This is a genomic window from Methylocystis sp. (genome assembly GCF_051061225.1).
Classification (GTDB): Bacteria; Pseudomonadota; Alphaproteobacteria; order Rhizobiales; family Beijerinckiaceae; genus Methylocystis.
On sequence record NZ_JBPFEB010000028.1, the window covers coordinates 161,934 to 176,559 of the forward strand.

19 protein-coding genes and 1 tRNA gene are annotated in these 14,626 nt (G+C 65.0%); 8 read left to right on the top strand and 12 right to left on the bottom strand.

What is annotated here, in order from left to right; all coding sequences use genetic code 11:
* Nucleotides 1-6: 6 nt before the first annotated feature.
* Complete coding sequence (locus tag ACR652_RS06440) at nucleotides 7-621, bottom strand: NYN domain-containing protein (RefSeq protein WP_434505695.1); 615 nt, start codon at nucleotides 619-621, stop codon at nucleotides 7-9.
* A 383-nt stretch (nucleotides 622-1,004) separates the two neighbouring features.
* Here ACR652_RS06440 and rpoZ point away from each other — a divergent pair, with 383 nt between their 5' ends.
* Nucleotides 1,005-1,391 (top strand): DNA-directed RNA polymerase subunit omega, encoded by a 387-nt coding sequence (gene rpoZ, locus ACR652_RS06445; RefSeq protein ID WP_434505696.1) that lies wholly within the window; start codon nucleotides 1,005-1,007, stop codon nucleotides 1,389-1,391.
* Between the two features lie 161 nt (nucleotides 1,392-1,552).
* Nucleotides 1,553-3,760, top strand: coding sequence for a RelA/SpoT family protein (locus ACR652_RS06450; RefSeq protein WP_434505697.1), 2,208 nt, complete (start codon nucleotides 1,553-1,555; stop codon nucleotides 3,758-3,760).
* A 12-nt stretch (nucleotides 3,761-3,772) separates the two neighbouring features.
* On the opposite strand, the gene ACR652_RS06455 is transcribed toward ACR652_RS06450, so the two are convergent.
* Nucleotides 3,773-4,540, bottom strand: coding sequence for a glycerophosphodiester phosphodiesterase family protein (locus ACR652_RS06455; RefSeq protein ID WP_434505698.1), 768 nt, complete (start codon nucleotides 4,538-4,540; stop codon nucleotides 3,773-3,775).
* A complete protein-coding gene (locus ACR652_RS06460) occupies nucleotides 4,540-5,019 on the bottom strand; it encodes a RidA family protein (protein ID WP_434505699.1) in 480 nt (159 codons plus the stop codon). Before ACR652_RS06460 ends, ACR652_RS06455 begins: the two co-directional genes overlap by 1 nt.
* Before the next feature lie 106 nt (nucleotides 5,020-5,125).
* Here ACR652_RS06460 and ACR652_RS06465 point away from each other — a divergent pair, with 106 nt between their 5' ends.
* Nucleotides 5,126-5,950, top strand: coding sequence for a cell envelope integrity EipB family protein (locus ACR652_RS06465; RefSeq protein ID WP_434505700.1), 825 nt, complete (start codon nucleotides 5,126-5,128; stop codon nucleotides 5,948-5,950).
* A 117-nt stretch (nucleotides 5,951-6,067) separates the two neighbouring features.
* On the top strand, nucleotides 6,068-6,868 hold the full coding sequence (locus ACR652_RS06470; RefSeq protein WP_434505701.1) for a DUF1217 domain-containing protein: 801 nt from the start codon (nucleotides 6,068-6,070) through the stop codon (nucleotides 6,866-6,868).
* A 75-nt stretch (nucleotides 6,869-6,943) separates the two neighbouring features.
* On the opposite strand, the gene ACR652_RS06475 is transcribed toward ACR652_RS06470, so the two are convergent.
* From ACR652_RS06475 to ACR652_RS06490, 4 genes are read right to left on the bottom strand one after another with little or no spacing between them, the layout of a single operon-like run.
* Nucleotides 6,944-7,177 (bottom strand): hypothetical protein, encoded by a 234-nt coding sequence (locus tag ACR652_RS06475; protein WP_434505702.1) that lies wholly within the window; start codon nucleotides 7,175-7,177, stop codon nucleotides 6,944-6,946.
* 49 nt (nucleotides 7,178-7,226) lie between these two features.
* Nucleotides 7,227-7,517: an acylphosphatase gene (locus tag ACR652_RS06480; RefSeq protein WP_434505703.1), complete on the bottom strand. Its 291-nt coding sequence runs from the start codon at nucleotides 7,515-7,517 to the stop codon at nucleotides 7,227-7,229.
* Nucleotides 7,514-8,374, bottom strand: coding sequence for a pantoate--beta-alanine ligase (gene panC / locus ACR652_RS06485; RefSeq protein ID WP_434505704.1), 861 nt, complete (start codon nucleotides 8,372-8,374; stop codon nucleotides 7,514-7,516). Before panC ends, ACR652_RS06480 begins: the two co-directional genes overlap by 4 nt.
* Nucleotides 8,371-8,817 (bottom strand): gamma-glutamylcyclotransferase family protein, encoded by a 447-nt coding sequence (locus tag ACR652_RS06490; protein ID WP_434505705.1) that lies wholly within the window; start codon nucleotides 8,815-8,817, stop codon nucleotides 8,371-8,373. The genes panC and ACR652_RS06490 overlap by 4 nt, the downstream gene beginning before the upstream one ends.
* A gap of 61 nt (nucleotides 8,818-8,878) precedes the next feature.
* Here ACR652_RS06490 and ACR652_RS06495 point away from each other — a divergent pair.
* Nucleotides 8,879-8,968: transfer RNA gene (locus ACR652_RS06495), tRNA-Ser, on the top strand.
* A gap of 274 nt (nucleotides 8,969-9,242) precedes the next feature.
* A complete protein-coding gene (locus tag ACR652_RS06500; RefSeq protein ID WP_434505706.1) occupies nucleotides 9,243-9,494 on the top strand; it encodes a hypothetical protein in 252 nt (83 codons plus the stop codon).
* A 110-nt stretch (nucleotides 9,495-9,604) separates the two neighbouring features.
* Here the strand turns inward: ACR652_RS06500 and ACR652_RS06505 are convergent, their stop codons facing one another.
* The 3 genes from ACR652_RS06505 to ACR652_RS06515 all read right to left on the bottom strand — a co-directional run bounded on the left by ACR652_RS06505 (nucleotide 9,605) and on the right by ACR652_RS06515 (nucleotide 11,315).
* Nucleotides 9,605-9,922 (bottom strand): hypothetical protein, encoded by a 318-nt coding sequence (locus tag ACR652_RS06505; RefSeq protein WP_434505707.1) that lies wholly within the window; start codon nucleotides 9,920-9,922, stop codon nucleotides 9,605-9,607.
* 62 nt (nucleotides 9,923-9,984) lie between these two features.
* Nucleotides 9,985-10,392, bottom strand: coding sequence for a hypothetical protein (locus ACR652_RS06510; RefSeq protein WP_434505708.1), 408 nt, complete (start codon nucleotides 10,390-10,392; stop codon nucleotides 9,985-9,987).
* Between the two features lie 233 nt (nucleotides 10,393-10,625).
* On the bottom strand, nucleotides 10,626-11,315 hold the full coding sequence (locus tag ACR652_RS06515) for a response regulator transcription factor (RefSeq protein ID WP_434505709.1): 690 nt from the start codon (nucleotides 11,313-11,315) through the stop codon (nucleotides 10,626-10,628).
* Between the two features lie 265 nt (nucleotides 11,316-11,580).
* Between ACR652_RS06515 and ACR652_RS06520 the strand changes: the two genes are divergently transcribed.
* Together ACR652_RS06520 and ACR652_RS06525 are read left to right on the top strand one after the other, a co-directional pair.
* Nucleotides 11,581-12,633, top strand: coding sequence for an ATP-binding protein (locus tag ACR652_RS06520; protein WP_434505757.1), 1,053 nt, complete (start codon nucleotides 11,581-11,583; stop codon nucleotides 12,631-12,633).
* A gap of 80 nt (nucleotides 12,634-12,713) precedes the next feature.
* The gene (locus ACR652_RS06525; RefSeq protein ID WP_434505710.1) at nucleotides 12,714-13,445 is read left to right on the top strand and encodes a DUF1614 domain-containing protein; all 732 of its coding nucleotides are present in this window, start codon (nucleotides 12,714-12,716) and stop codon (nucleotides 13,443-13,445) included.
* Here ACR652_RS06525 and lipB read toward each other — a convergent pair.
* Nucleotides 13,396-14,175, bottom strand: a complete 780-nt coding sequence (gene lipB, locus ACR652_RS06530; RefSeq protein ID WP_434505711.1) for a lipoyl(octanoyl) transferase LipB — start codon at nucleotides 14,173-14,175, stop codon at nucleotides 13,396-13,398. The two genes, ACR652_RS06525 and lipB, sit on opposite strands and share 50 nt — an antisense overlap.
* Nucleotides 14,172-14,522: a hypothetical protein gene (locus ACR652_RS06535; protein ID WP_434505712.1), complete on the bottom strand. Its 351-nt coding sequence runs from the start codon at nucleotides 14,520-14,522 to the stop codon at nucleotides 14,172-14,174. The genes lipB and ACR652_RS06535 overlap by 4 nt, the downstream gene beginning before the upstream one ends.
* Nucleotides 14,523-14,626: the final 104 nt, after the last annotated feature.

The following is a 14,626-nucleotide window of genomic DNA, read 5'->3' on the forward strand; positions in this document are numbered from 1 at the left end:
GGGGTGTTATTCCTCGTCGTCCTCGTGCGCGCCAGCCGGGGCCGGAGCCGGCATCGGGCGGCGCTCCTGATAACGCTGCATGCGCTCGGCCCGCTCGCCGGGGTCGCGGCCGATCTTGCCCACGAGGTGGATCAGATCAATGAACTCGTCCGCCTGACGGCGCAGTTCGTCGGCGATCATCGGCGGCTGCGTCGTGATCGTCGAGATCACCGAGACGCGGACGCCCTTGCGCTGAACCGCCTCGACGAGAGAGCGGAAGTCGCCGTCGCCGGAGAACAACACCATGTGGTCGATGTGCTCGGCCATCTCCATCGCGTCGACCGCGAGCTCGATGTCCATGTTTCCCTTGACCTTGCGGCGGCCGAGCGAGTCCACGAACTCCTTCGTGGGCTTCGTCACCACGGCGTAGCCGTTGTAGTCCAGCCAGTCGATCAACGGGCGGATCGACGAATACTCCTGATCCTCAATCAGGGCGGTGTAGTAAAATGCGCGGATGAGGCGTCCCTTCCCTTGGAACTCGCGCAGAAGTCGTTTATAATCTATGTCGAAGCCGAGAGACTTGGCGGTGGCGTAGAGATTCGCGCCGTCAATGAATAAGGCAATACGTTCGATATCAGCCATTTTATTCTCGCGTTCTGTTCTGTGGCGGTCGCCGCTGGCTTGGCCTCTGGCGCATCCTGCCCCGGCTCGAGGCTCGGTTCAAAGTCTTTTGAAGTGGCCTCTGGTCGACTTTTCGACGTCGGAGGCGATCCGACAGAGCGATGTGTCGACGGACGCCAGAGCGTCATAATCGCTAATTTGCGCCGTTAAGCCGCGAGGTCAAGAGCAACCTGTCTGAAACCACCGGCAAATATTTGAAAAGCGCCTACAATTTACAACTTTAACGCTCACATTGGGCGGGTGCAACCCGATGTGGGCGTTGCGCATTGTCGCGTCTATGATTGATTAATTTACCTTGGTGGTATAAAGGCGATCAATTCCCCCGGCACAGGAGCTTTGAACAGATGGCGCGCGTCACCGTCGAAGACTGCATCGACAAGATCGAGAATCGTTTCGACCTGGTTCTGCTCGCGGCGCATCGCGCTCGCCTGATCTCCTCCGGCCAGCCGATCCTCGTCGACCGCGACCGCGACAAAAACCCGGTGGTGGCGTTGAGGGAAATCGCCGAGACCGCTTTGTCGCCCGGCGACCTCTCCGAGGACTTCATCCATTCGCTGCAGCGCCATGTCGAGGTGGACGAGCCCGAGGCCGAGGCCACTCCCGCGCTGACGCCCGCCATGGGCTCCGACATTGAAGGCGAGGCGCAATTCGACCGCATGACCGAGGAAGATCTTCTGCGCGGTCTCGAAGGCCTCGTGCCGCCGGCCGAAGTGGAAGAAGACGGCGAATAAAAAGCCGCTCAAAAATCGCCTCCGCCGCTTGGAGACGACGGCAAAGCTGCGCTACACTTTCGCCTCATTCCCAGCGGCGTGGGGCCGCCCGTGCGTGACGCCCGATCTGGCGGACAGGCGGGCGCGCCGGCGCTGCGCAGATATGCCGTGGCGTCCCGCGCATGATGCGTCAATACGAGTTGGTCGAACGGGTCCGGAAATATAATCCGAACGTCGACGAGGATTTGCTCAACCGCGCCTATGTCTACGCGATGAAGGCGCATGGCCAGCAGACCCGCGCCTCCGGCGACCCCTACTTCTCCCATCCGCTCGAAGTCGCGGCGATTCTCACCGATCTCAAGCTCGACGACTCAACGATCGTCGCGGCGGTCCTGCACGACACGATCGAGGACACGGAGACAACGCGCGAGGAGATCGACCGGCTGTTCGGCGCGCAGATCGGCAAGCTCGTCGACGGCCTGACGAAGATCGAGAAGCTCGACCTCGTCTCCAAACAGGCGCGCCAGGGCGAGAACTTCCGCAAGCTGCTGCTCGCCGTCGCCGACGATGTGCGCGTGCTGCTCGTCAAGCTCGCGGACCGCCTGCACAACATGCGCACGTTACATTTTGTTCCGCTCGACAAGCGCGCGCGCATCTCGCAGGAGACCCTCGACATTTACGCGCCGCTCGCCGGCCGCATGGGCATGCAGCGATTGCGCGAGGAGCTGGAGGCGCTGGCGTTTCGTCACCTGATGCCGGAGGCGCATCAGACGATCGAGCAGCGGCTGCACGAGCTGCGCTCCAAGAATGGGCGCATCATCAAGAAGATCGAGGACGAGCTGACGCGCGAGTTTCAGGATCGCGGGATCGAGGCGGCGGTGACCGGGCGCCAGAAGACGGCCTTTTCCGTCTGGCGGAAGATGGAGCGCAAATCCGTCTCCTTCGAGCAGCTTTCGGATATCTTCGGCTTCCGCATCATCGTCGGTTCAATGGAGGACTGCTATCGCGCCCTGGGCGTCGTCCATACGAAATGGCCGAGCGTGCCCGGCCGCTTCAAGGACTACATTTCGACGCCCAAGCAGAATGACTATCGTTCGCTGCATACGACCGTGATCGGGCCGGGACATCAGCGCGTCGAGCTACAAATCCGCACCGCCGAGATGCATGAGATCGCCCGCTTCGGCATCGCGGCCCATGCGCTCTACAAGGACGCGGTCGGCGACGAAGGGCGCGAGGACCTCGCGCGCGAGAGCCGCGCTTTCCGCTGGTTGCAGGAGACTCTCGATCTGCTCGCCCATGGCGACAGTCCGGAAGAGTTTCTTGAGCACACGCGACTGGAGCTGTTTCAGGATCAGGTCTTCTGCTTCACGCCGAAAGGCGGGCTCATCGCCTTGCCGCGCGGCGCGACGCCCATTGATTTCGCTTACGCCGTGCACACCAAGCTCGGGGACTCGGCCGTTGGCGCCAAGATCAACGGCCGCGTCGCGCCCGTGCTGTCGCACCTCCAGAATGGCGACGAGGTGGAAATCATCCGCGCCGAGGGCCATGTGCCTCCGGCGGCCTGGGAATCGGCGGTGGCCACCGGCAAGGCGCGCGCCGCCATCCGCCGCGCCACGCGCGAAGCCGTGCGTCAGCAATATGCGGGGCTCGGCCGCCAGATCGTCGAGCGCGCCTTCGAGCGCGCCGGCCGCGCCTTTTCGGACGACCGGCTGAAGGCGGCGCTGATGCGTCTCGCGCGTCCCTCCATCGAGGACGTGCTGGCGGCGGTTGGGCGCGGAGAGATCTATTCGGGCGATGTCGTGAAGGCGGTCTACCCCGACTTCACGGAGGAGCGCAAAACCCCGCAGGCGCCCATGGCGCCGGGCGAGCCGGGGTGGTTCGGCGTGAAAGCCAACGCCAATGTGGTGTTCAAGGCGCCGGGCGCCGAGGGCGAAGCCGGCGCGATTCCGATTCGCGGCCTGCGCGGCGACGCGCCCGTGCGCTTCGCGCCGGAAGGCGGCGCCGTGCCCGGCGATCGCATCGTCGGCATTTTCACGCCGGGCGAGGGCATCACCATCTATCCGATCCAGTCCCCCTCGCTGACCGCCTTCGACGATCAGCCCGAGCGCTGGCTCGACGTGCGCTGGGACATCGATCCCGAGAATCGCGCGCTTTTCCCCGCCCGGATCGTCGCGACGGCGATCAACGAGCCCGGCACGCTCGGCGCGCTGGCGACCCTGATCGGCGAGACGGGCGCGAATATCGACAACATCCGCTTCAAGGCCCATTCCTCGGATTTCCGCGAGATGACCTTCGACCTCGAAGTCGCCGATCTCAAGCATCTGACCAATGTGCTCTCCAAGCTGCGGGCCAGTCCGCTCATCAGCAAGGTTGAGCGGATGATCGGTTAGCCTCGCGTCATTTCACTTCGGCGTGAAGCCTTCGAAGACGATCTGATCCGCCCATTGCGCGGCGATGTCCGCCTGCGCCTGCGAGCGCACGGTCCAGGTCGTGACGGGAACGCCCAGCGCGGTCCGCGCCAGGAAGGGAATGGCGTGCGGCAGTTCCGCCACGTTCCACGAGACGAAGTCCGGACGCGTGCGCGGATAGTGCAGGAAATGCGTCATCTCGGCGCGCTGCGCCAGCGAGAGCGTCGGCCAATCCTCCTGAGCGTACACAGCCTCGCCAACCATGCCGAGCGGGACATGCGCGATTTGCAGCGCCGCCGCATTGGCGCGCAGATAGGCCATGGGCTCGGGGTCGAAGCTCTCGATGACCGCCGGACCCGCATAGCTGGCGAGAAGCGCCGCGGCGCGCCGGGCGCCGCTCAGATCGCCGTCGAACCGGCTTTTGAGCTCGACGACGAGCGGCGTGCGGCCGGCGATCTCCCCCAGCAAGGCGGCGAAGGTCGGAATGGTTTCCCCTGCGCCCGTGAGCCTGACGTTCGCTAGGTCGCCCGCATCGAAATCAATGACGCGCCCGGCCAGCGGCGTGAGACGCTCCAGCGTGTCGTCGTGAAAGACGATGAGCTCGCCGTCCTTCGTCGGTTGCACGTCGCATTCCACCGCGAAGCCGGCCGCGATCGCGGCCCGGGCGGCGCCCAGCGAATTCTCCACCACGCCGTCCGGCGCGTTGTGCAGCCCCCGATGGGCGATCGGTCTGGCGATGAGCCAATCGGGCGCGGCCGCCATCAGAGAATCTCGAAAACGGCTTCGACCTCAACGGCGGCGTCGAGCGGCAATTGCGCGACGCCGACGGCGAAGCGAGCATGTTTGCCGTTCTCGCCGAGAACGGCGGCGAACAGGTCGGAGGCGCCGTTGACCACCTGCGGCACCTGGCCAAAGTCGGGAAGGGCGTTGACATAGCCGCCGACGCGCACGGCCTTGAGCCGGGCCAGATCGCCGACAGCCGCCCTGGCCTGCGCCAGAACATTGAGCGCCGCCTGCCGGGCCGCCGCCTGTCCGTTTTCAAGCGAGACGGACGCGCCCAGCTTGCCCTTGTGCGCCGGGTCGACGCCATTGGCGCCCACCGGCAACTGGCCGGAGACGAACAGCAGATTGCCGGTCCGCACGAAGGGGACATAATTGGCCACGGGCGCGGCGGCGGCCGGCAGCTCCAGGCCGAGCGCCGCGAGACGCGTCTCCGGCGCGCTATCGGTTGAGTTGGACATCGGCTCTCCTTTGAGAAAAACATTGCTCCGGTTCGCCGCTGACCCTAATTTCAGCGGTCCCGCGGCGCAACGCCGGCGCCTCATTTCGTCAGAGTGAAATCATCCCATGAATTCCAGGAGCGCGTGTTTCGCCGCCTTTCTCGCCGCCGCCGCGACGTTTCCCTCGCTGACGCGGGCTCAGGGCGTGGCGCCGCTCGCCAGCCATCGCGCGGTTTACGAACTGACGCTCGCCAAGGCCTCGGGCTCGAAGGCCCCGGCGCAGGCGCGCGGGCGCATCGTTTTCGACTTCGCCGCGACCTGCGACGGCTATGTCCAGAATTTCCGTCAGATCACCGAGCTTCAGCCGGCCGAGGGCGCGACGCGCCTGTCCGACATGATTTCGGGCACATTCGAGGCGCTCGACGCAAGCGACTTCCGCTTCAAGGTTGAGACGAAGGTCGACGGCGCCGTCACCGAGACGATCGACGGGAAAGCCCGCAAGGAAAAGGACTCGCGCATCGGCGTCGATCTTACCAAGCCCAAACGCGGGCGCCTCGATCTCGACGGGCCGGCCTTCTTCCCGAGCGAGCATCTGCTCCACATCATCGAGGCCGCGCGCGCCGGCCAAACGCTTCTGGAAGCGCGGGTCTTCGACGGCAGCGGCGCGGGCGACAAGACCCTGGACACGTTGACGGTCATCGGCAAGGCCATCGAGACGCCGGCGCCCGAGACGGCGGCGCAGGCGGATGCGCTGAAGAGCATGAAGCGCTGGCGCGCCGCGGTCTCCTATTTCGAAGGCGGCAAACGTGACGGTCAGCCCATCTACGTGCTGTCCTTCGACCTCTATGAAAACGGCGTCTCGCGCGCGCTCTCGCTCGATTACGGCGATTTCGTTCTCAAGGGGGAGATGAAGGAGCTCTCCCTGCAACCGGCCGTCGCCTGCAAGAAATAGGTCCTTAATGTCGACGCGCGGATGATGCGCGTCCGGGGACAGTCTGCCGCCAATTTCATGTAGCATGTTCCCGCAAGGACGAAGGACGCGGCGCGACCTTCGCCGGAGGGCGCTTCGATGACAACGGTCGGCACATATCTTTCGGTCGCGAAAAATCTCGATCGTTGGCGCGGGATCGCCGCGCGCAAGCCGGAGGTTGCCTCCGACACCAAATATTTTCAGGCGAATATCGGAAAGGCGACGTCGATCGACGCGCTGATGAAGGATCGCCGGCTGCTGACCTACGCGATGAAGGCTTTCGGCCTGGGCGATATGACCTATGCCGTCGGCATGATGCGCAAGGTTCTGGAGCAGGGCGTCGACAGCCCGAAGGATCTCGCGAATACGCTGAACAATGCGAATATCCGCGCCTTCGCCACGGCGTTTGACTATGCGGGCGGCAATGCCGGAGTGACGTCCCAAAGCTTTGTGAAGACGGTGACCGACCGCTATGTCGAACAGGCCATGCAATCCAACCAGGGGGAGCAGAATCCGGGAGTGCAGCTCGCGTTGTATTTCCGCGAACACGCGCCGCAGCTCACGACGATCTATGGCGTGCTCGCGGACAAGAGCCTGTTGAAGGTCGTGCAGACGGCGCTCAACATTCCGGCCGCATCCTCGGCGCAGCCTGTCGATACGCAGGCGCGCCTGCTCAAGGCCAAAGTGAACATTGATGATTTCAAGGACCCCAAGAAACTCGACGCCTTCATCTCGCGCTTCGCCGCCATGTACGACACGGAAAATCCGGGCGCAGGGCAAACCGCAAACATGAACGGCAACGCCATTCTCTACAGCGCGTCCTTTCTCGGCTCGGATCAGCCGGTCGGCGTGGACATGTCGCTGCTGTTGCGCCGGCAGAATGCGGCGCGGGGAGTCTGACGCATGTTCGGGTCCGATTGAAGCCGGTTGGGGCTGCCGCGCTCTCCTTCGCCGAACCGGGGGCCGCTTCGCGCTTCAGTTTTTGTGATCGCTGAAGCCGCCGCCGCCGTTCAGGCCCCCGTAAGCGCCGTTCCAACCGCCGCGCGGCTTTTCCTCTCGCGGGGGCATGGGTTCGATTGGTTTCGCGAGGACCGGCTTCTCAGGCTTTCTGGCGGCCTCCGCCTTTTGCGCGCGTGACGCGGCGGGGCCGGCGGGGCCGGCGATGGCGATGGCGATACAGGCCGGCAGGACGATGCAGACGCGTCGCATGATATTCCTCCTGGACGAATTCCCCTGAAGGGACGGGTTTGAACTCACTCTACAGCGTCGGCGCCATGCCGAAGCCGGTGACGCCGGCGAGTTCCGCCGCGCCGGCGGGCGCCTCCCAAAGACGATCGACGCGCGCCGCCGACGGCCCCCGCCGCGCCGCCTCCAGAAAGGCCGCGACAACGTGCTCGGGTCCAGCGGCAACCGCCTCCACCGACCCGTCCGAGCGGTTGCGCGCCCAGCCGTCGACGCCCAGCGCGCTGGCCTCGCGGACAAGAAAATTGCGGAAGCCCACGCCCTGCACGCGGCCGGCGACAAAGAAGCGGATGACGCGCCGACTCATGCGGTCGGAACCGCCACATTGTCGATCAGCCGCGTGGCTCCCAGACGCGCGGCGGCGAGGATGCGGATCGGCCCGTCCTGGCGGCGCGCGACGCGCGCCAGCGTCTCGGCGTGGCGGGCCTCGACATAGTCGATGTCGAAGCCTGCGCCGACGATGGCCTCGCGCGCCTCGCCCATGACATGGCCGACGACCTCGCCCTCGGCGATTCTGCGCGCGGCCTCCGAGAGGGCGCGGAACAGCGCGGGCGCGCGGGCGCGATCCTGCGGCGAGAGATAGACATTGCGCGACGACATGGCGAGACCGTCGGGGTCTCGCAGCGTCGGACTGCCGATGATGCGCGTGGGAATGTCGAGATCGCGCGCCATCGCATGGATGACGAGGAGCTGCTGATAGTCCTTCTCGCCGAAGACGGCGACGTCCGCCTGCGCCTGATTGAGCAGCTTCGCCACCACCGTCGCGACCCCGACGAAATGGGTGGGCCGGAAATGATCCTCGAGCTCCGCTTTCGCGCAGCCTTCGAGCGAGACGGTCGTGCAGAAGCCCGGCGGATACATCTCTTCGACGGCCGGCGCGAAGACGAGATCGGCCGCGACGCTCGCGAGCTTCTCGCAATCCGCCGGCAGCGTGCGCGGGTAGCGCGAAAAGTCCTCGCTGGGCCCGAACTGGGTGGGATTGACGAAGATGGTCGTGACCACCCGATCCGCATGGCGGCGCGCCTCCTCGATGAGCGAGAGGTGGCCGGCGTGCAGGGCACCCATTGTGGGCACGAGACCGACGCGCTCTCCACGCGCGCGGCGATCCCGCACGAAGGCGCGCATTTCCGCCACTGTGTGAACGACGGGAACCTCGAAGCTCATCCGCGCGGGCCTTTCCTTTGCTCGCCAAGGAGTCCGGACAAATAGCCGACATAGGGGGCCGGCAGCCCCAGCCGCTGCGCCGCCGCGACGATTTCGGCGAGATAGCCCGGCCAGGCGGCGCCCTGGGTCGGAGCCGCGCCGATATACACCAGAGCCGGCGCGGAGCCGACAGGCTCGCGCAGCACGGGGATCATCTTCTTGGCGTAGAGGCCCTGGCCAACCTGTTCGTAGCGGTCGAGCGCCGGAACGTCGGAAACGGGGACGTCCCAAAGGGCGCCATGGACGACCGAGCGAGGCTCGGGCGCGACGCTGGCGAAGCCGGACGGAAGGATGAGGAATCGCCAGCGCGGCAGCCGCGCCCGCCCCAGAAGCCGCGCGCGCGGACAGCGGCGGGCCATGGCGGCGGCGTCCATATTGGAGCCATAAGCGAAATGCAGCGGCACTGTCCGAGCCCTCTCGCAACCCTCTCGCGCGGCGGCGCAACCGTGCTATATCACGTCGCGGGGAAGGGTGGCCGAGTGGTTTAAGGCAGCGGTCTTGAAAACCGCCGTGGGGGCAACTCCACCGTGGGTTCGAATCCCACCTCTTCCGCCAGAATCAGACACTTCGCATTTTCTGGCCGACAGGCGAAGCGGACCGCGTCCCGAACTTTGACGGTCCAAGCCGTCGCAGAACGGGCGCTCACTGCGTTCTTGTATCGTTCTGTTCTGGGAGCGGGGCCGTCACGGCCGGCGCTATCGTCCAAGGCGGCGCTGTTTACAATGTTTGCAATCCGTAGAACGGATGAGACCCCTTTCCCATTGCCCTGCCTTAAAAAAAGTGAATTTGTATCTTTCTTGGCTTGGTCGCACTTTTTGAGGAAAACGACATGAAAAAGATTTTCATTTTCATAAGCTTAGCCGCCGGTGTGGCGCTCGTTAACACCTCCGCCCTGGCGGCGGAGGGGGACAGCCGTCTGGGTCAAAACGACCTAAGATCGCTGGCCGGCTATCTGGACCACGTCAAGGATACTGTCGAAGGCCGGGTGCAGGATGGTCTCCAGCAGGGCGGGCGCCACCTCGCGGATTTCTGCGAGCGGCACCCGAACTCCTGCAAGCACTTCCCCCTCTCCTGGGAATAAAAGCGGCGGGCCGGCGCCTCTGTGAGCGGCGCTGGCCCTTCACGCGCCTTTGAGGCGACCTTGCGTGAGCGCATCATCGCCTGCGTCAGCCTCCGGCGCTTCTCGATGGCTTATTGAGTCGCGGGCTCGGTCACGCATCGACGCTTGCGGCAGGCCGCGGCTGTGTCGTGCAGATCGCTTCCCAGACAGAAGGGAAACGCCCGGATGAGCGCTTCTCGTGCGTCGTCGCGATGGTCGGAGGCGACGGCGAGGTCGGACTGGCAGGGCACGGCGACAAGCGTGCAATCATCTTTCGATTTGCAGGCAAACCAACTCTCGGGAAGATTCGCCGCCGCCCTCATCCTGGACTCATAATCATCGAGGTGATGCGCGAGCGCAGGCTGCGCGACGGCCAGAGCGGCTGTCAGGATGAGAACCGTTTTTTTCACCCGACTCTCCCCGGCTCGCGCAGCCATGAGGCGCCGACGAGGCGGCGCGCCTCCCCGTTTCGCTAATCGAACTTGATGACCACGGCTTCAGCGCCGCCGCTGAGTTGAAGACCCTCGCGCGTCCCGTGGAGCTTGAGGTAAACGCCTTTGGGGTTGCGCAGCCAGAAGCGACCCTTGCCCGTATCGCCCACAGCCCAGCCGGTGCGCAATTCGCCGTAGGCTCCCTCGAAATCCGACAGTTTGCTCAGGCCGTACACATCCCCCGAGGCGCTGAGGCGCGACGCGCCAATCCCGCCGACTCCCAGCCCGCCAATCTTGAATTTGTGCGTCTTGCCCTGAAACTCCAGCGTTCCGCCGCCAAGCGCGCCCGAACCCATGAATGCGATCTGCACCTGCTGGATCGTCACATGGCCGGTTGGGGCGTCCCTTGGCTCGTCTTCGCCGAAAGCCGGCGAGAGTGCGCCCGTCATCAACAGGCAGACTCCAAACAGCCTCGCGGCGACGCCACGAGCGCTTCTCTCGTTCTGTTGACGGCGAATGGTTTCTGGCACGGTCAAATCCTGATGTCTGCGATTGGTCGAGCTCAGTAACGAATCGTCACGTCACCTGAGCAAGAGAGCATGACAACGCCCTTTGCGCAGGTCAAATGTAATGGGGGTCGGCGGTCGGTTCCGGCCGCGGAATCAGGCGGGCCGGCGGGGCGTCATCCGCGCTTGCGAAACGCGAAGCCCTGGCGGGGAACGGTTTCGATCGGCGCCTTCTGCTGCGTTTGATCCTCGATCTCTCGCCGCAGTCGCGTGACGAACATGTCCAGCGCGCGGCCGCTCTCGTCCGTCTCTTCAATCCCGATCACGCGCCTCAGTTCATCCCGCTTTACGGCTTTGCCCGGTGAGCGCATCAGACGCTTCATGAAGTCCGTCTGCCGGACGCTCAGATTGACCTTCTGGCCGGCCGGCGTGAGCAGCGAGCCCTCCTTGTCGAACCGCCAACCCGCCAATTCCCCGCCGGATTCAACGCTGTCGCGTCGCAGGAGCGACTCGACCGCCGCAAGCAGTTCGGCCTGCGCCGTGGGCTTGACCATGTAAATGTCGGCGCCGTGCGTATAGCCTTCGACCCGGTCGGCCATCGTGTCGCGGCCCGACAGAATGATGATCTTGGTCGGCGAGGTGTCGCGCAGTTGCCGCACGACGGCGAAGCCGCTGTCGTCCGGGAGATTGATATCGACGATGGCGAGATCGAACCGGTCGCCGCCGGCTCTTTCGCGAAACTCGGTTGCATTGGAAGCGGTGGTGACGGCCCGGCCCGGCGCCGACAACGCATACTTCAACGTTTCACGGAAATCCTCGTCGTCCTCGACGATGACGATCTTCTTGGCCACGCTAGGGTTGTTCATTCTCTCTCAGGGAGTTGGGGGCGAGCCCCGAAGACCATGCTCTACGAACCGCTGCAAACGACACAGGACGTAACGACCGGCCGCGGCGATTCTGTGTCATATCACGTGAATATTCGAAAAAAGGAGGTCGCCAAACACGTACGTAGCTTGACGTGCGCTCTCTACTTTATTTTGAAATGTATTTACAATTATCATCAAGAATTAACTTCCTCTATCCGAGGCGGGATCAAGTCGAAATTAGGGAGGAGAGGTCCAATTGACCGACGTGGAGCTGAAGCTGCTCATCGAACAGGCGCCTGTGCCGATCGCAATCTTCGACGCGGAGATGCATTATGTTGCTGTGAGCGCGAGATGGCTGGGTCAGCTTTGTCTCGAGGGTGGAATACTGGGGTGCGACGTTGTTGAGACGCTGCCGGGTTCCGCCACGGTCTGGCGAGAGGTTCGAGATCACGCTCTGGCTGGGAGGGCGCATCGCGCTGAGGCCTGGCTGACGGCGCCGGCTTGCGTGCGGAGTTGGCCCTGGCGGGATGAGAGCGGCGCCATCCGCGGCGTAGTCGTCCTTCTGGAAAGCAGCGCCGGCCCCAAGCCAGAGGGCGGGGGGGAGCGCGCCGACGTCGCGCGCGCGTCCGCGAACGCCTTTCTCGACAAGGCGGAGCATGAACTCCGAAACCCGCTCGCGACGATCGGCCTATCGGTCGAGCGCGTCGCCGGCGACCTCGAAAGCGGCCGTGGCGACAAGGAAAAGGACCTCGCCGCGCTTCGGCGCGCAATCCGGCAGGCCGGACATCTGGTCCGGCTCGTGGACGACATGCTTCAATTCTGGCGAGTCTCTATTGGCGCCGTCGAACTGCGGCGGGAGCGCATCGACCTCAACGACGTGGTCGCAAGGGCCGCGCAAGGCCAGCAAAAGGCCGCGGCTCAGAGAAACATCGGCCTGACGATCGAGCTGTCGCCGGAGCCCTTGCTGATTGCAGGCGATGCGGCGCGCCTCGCGCAGGTCTTCGGCACGATTCTGTCGAATGCGGTCAAAGTCTCCGAAGAAGGCGGGCGTGTCCTGCTGACCTCACGGCGCGACGGCCCAATGGCGGTTGTGACGGTCCGGGACGCCGGGCCTGGCCTCACCCCGGAGCAAGTAGCGACCATCTTCGATCCGTACGCCCGGCGGGCGCAGAAGGCGCAGAAAGCCGACGGGCTGGGCGTCGGGCTGGCGATCGCGCGCCACTTCGTCACTCTGCATGGCGGGAGCCTGGAGGCGCGCAGCGGCGGGCCGGGGCAGGGAAGCGAATTCACGGTGAAGGCGCCGCTCCTCCCTTCGTAGCGTGGCAGGGTCATGGCGTCCCCGGCTTCTGGACGAGTGCGGACCCTGCTCCATTTCCCCGTGAGACCCGGGGAGAGCGCATGCATTTCGGCGACACGCAATATCTGCCGGTGGCCCCGCCATTTTTCGCCCTTCTTCTCGGCGTCGTGGCGATTCTTGCCGTGCTCATCCAGCTCAAGGTGCTGCAATATGTCTATCTGCAGCTCGGCGTCAGCCCGGGAACCGCGATTTTTCTCCTGATCGCGTCGCTGCTCGGCAGCTACGTCAACATCCCCATCGCCACGCTGGGCAGCGAACCTGTCGAGGACCCCGGCGAAGTCTTCTACTTCGGCGTTCCGCATATGATCCCGAGGATTTCCGAGCCGGAAGTCATCCTTGCGATCAATGTCGGCGGCGCGGTCATCCCGACGGTGCTGTCCATTTATCTTCTCAGCAAAAACGGGCTGTGGATGCGGGGGCTCATCACGACCGCCTGCGTCGCGGCTCTCTGCTACGCGTTTTCGCAGCCGGTGCGCGGCGTCGGCGTCGCCCTGCCGATCTTTGTCGCGCCGCTGGCCGCCACCATCGTCGCGGTTCTCATCTCCTGGCGGCACGCCGCGCCGCTCGCCTATGCGGGGGGAAGCCTCGGCGTGCTGGTGGGCGCCGATCTGATGAACTTCGACAAGCTGAGGGGCCTCGGGACGCCGATTCTCTCGATCGGCGGCGCTGGGACATTCGACGGGATTTTCATGACGGGCGTTCTGTCCGTGCTGCTGGCGAGCCTTATCGGAAGCGTGATGCGCCACTACGAACAACGCCCGCGTCTCTTGTAGGGCCCTCTGCAACCGGGCCGAAAACCTCCACGAACCGCCGTTTGAGCGCGGCGTCGACCTCCGCCATCTCCGCGCTCACGCCGAGGTCCGCGAGGCTGGTGACGCCGAGATGGGCGTCCCGCACGCCGCAGGGCGTGATGCCGGAAAAATGGGACAGGTCGGGCGCGACATTCAACGCGACGCCGTGGAAGCTGATCCATTGGCGCAGGCGCACGCCGATGGCGGCGATCTTGTCTTCCGCTGCCTCGCCGGCCGGGCCGCGGGGCTTGTCCGGCCGCTTCACCCAGACGCCGACGCGCGCCTCGCGCCTTTCCCCCGCCACGCCGAAATCGGCGAGGGCGCCGATGAGCCAGGATTCGAGCGCGCAGACGTAAGCGCGGGCGTCGCGCCGGCGGCGCGCGAGGTCGAGCATGACATAGGCGACCCGCTGGCCGGGGCCGTGATAGGTGAATTGGCCGCCGCGCCCGGCGCGGTGCACGGGGAAGCGGGGGTCCAGCAGATCGGCGTCCTTGGCCGAGGTTCCGGCTGTGTACACGGGCGGGTGTTCGAGGAGCCAGACACATTCGGGCGCCTCGCCCGCGGCGATGCTCGCGACCCGCGCCTCCATTTCCGCCAGCGCCGCAGGATACTCCACGAGTCCGGGGCTGACCCGCCATTCGACGGGGGCTTCGGCGCCCTGCGGCAAAAGCGGCAGGCGCAGCGAGTCGCGTGGCGGGCAAGCGGCGGTCATTCGGCGGGGCCTTTCTCGGGGGTCTGACGTCCATGGGCGCGTTTGATGTCGTCAATCTCGTCCAGCATGGCGCAAAGGGCTCGAATGGCCTTTTTCTCGTCGCGCGTCAGGGGCTTCTTCGGCTCGAAATGGTCAAGCAGGACCCGCAGGGCGTCGCCCATGCGGCCAAGCTGCTTTCCATAGCTTCCGACATTGTCCAGCACCTGCCGCTCGACCTCCGGCGCGCTCGAATGGCCCACCTCGACATTTAGGAAGCTGAAGTGATTCCCGACAGCGCCAAAAAGATTCGTCCAGGGGGCGACCGTGACGGGCACGTCGCCCGAAAGGGGAAGTCTGAAAATGGCCAAGGCGAACTCCTGCTCTTCCAGCAATCGCTCTTTCTACAGCATTTCCCGCGCCATGCGGGGGGATTGGAAAAGAGCGGCGCGCCGCCTCTTGTCATGGCCCGGTC

Bases quoted from the DNA above. Each gene is read 5' to 3' on its own strand.
- ACR652_RS06480 (WP_434505703.1), bottom strand. From the start codon at position 7,517: ATGAGTCGGCGCGTCATCCGCTTCTTTGTCGCCGGCCGCGTGCAGGGC.
- ACR652_RS06465 (WP_434505700.1), top strand. From the start codon at position 5,126: ATGAATTCCAGGAGCGCGTGTTTCGCCGCCTTTCTCGCCGCCGCCGCG.
- ACR652_RS06475 (WP_434505702.1), bottom strand. From the start codon at position 7,177: ATGCGACGCGTCTGCATCGTCCTGCCGGCCTGTATCGCCATCGCCATC.
- panC (WP_434505704.1), bottom strand. From the start codon at position 8,374: ATGAGCTTCGAGGTTCCCGTCGTTCACACAGTGGCGGAAATGCGCGCC.
- ACR652_RS06510 (WP_434505708.1), bottom strand. From the start codon at position 10,392: ATGACGGGCGCACTCTCGCCGGCTTTCGGCGAAGACGAGCCAAGGGAC.
- ACR652_RS06525 (WP_434505710.1), top strand. From the start codon at position 12,714: ATGCATTTCGGCGACACGCAATATCTGCCGGTGGCCCCGCCATTTTTC.
- ACR652_RS06500 (WP_434505706.1), top strand. From the start codon at position 9,243: ATGAAAAAGATTTTCATTTTCATAAGCTTAGCCGCCGGTGTGGCGCTC.
- ACR652_RS06440 (WP_434505695.1), bottom strand. From the start codon at position 621: ATGGCTGATATCGAACGTATTGCCTTATTCATTGACGGCGCGAATCTC.
- ACR652_RS06455 (WP_434505698.1), bottom strand. From the start codon at position 4,540: ATGGCGGCCGCGCCCGATTGGCTCATCGCCAGACCGATCGCCCATCGG.
- lipB (WP_434505711.1), bottom strand. From the start codon at position 14,175: ATGACCGCCGCTTGCCCGCCACGCGACTCGCTGCGCCTGCCGCTTTTG.
- ACR652_RS06460 (WP_434505699.1), bottom strand. From the start codon at position 5,019: ATGTCCAACTCAACCGATAGCGCGCCGGAGACGCGTCTCGCGGCGCTC.
- ACR652_RS06515 (WP_434505709.1), bottom strand. From the start codon at position 11,315: ATGAACAACCCTAGCGTGGCCAAGAAGATCGTCATCGTCGAGGACGAC.
- rpoZ (WP_434505696.1), top strand. From the start codon at position 1,005: ATGGCGCGCGTCACCGTCGAAGACTGCATCGACAAGATCGAGAATCGT.
- ACR652_RS06450 (WP_434505697.1), top strand. From the start codon at position 1,553: ATGATGCGTCAATACGAGTTGGTCGAACGGGTCCGGAAATATAATCCG.
- ACR652_RS06470 (WP_434505701.1), top strand. From the start codon at position 6,068: ATGACAACGGTCGGCACATATCTTTCGGTCGCGAAAAATCTCGATCGT.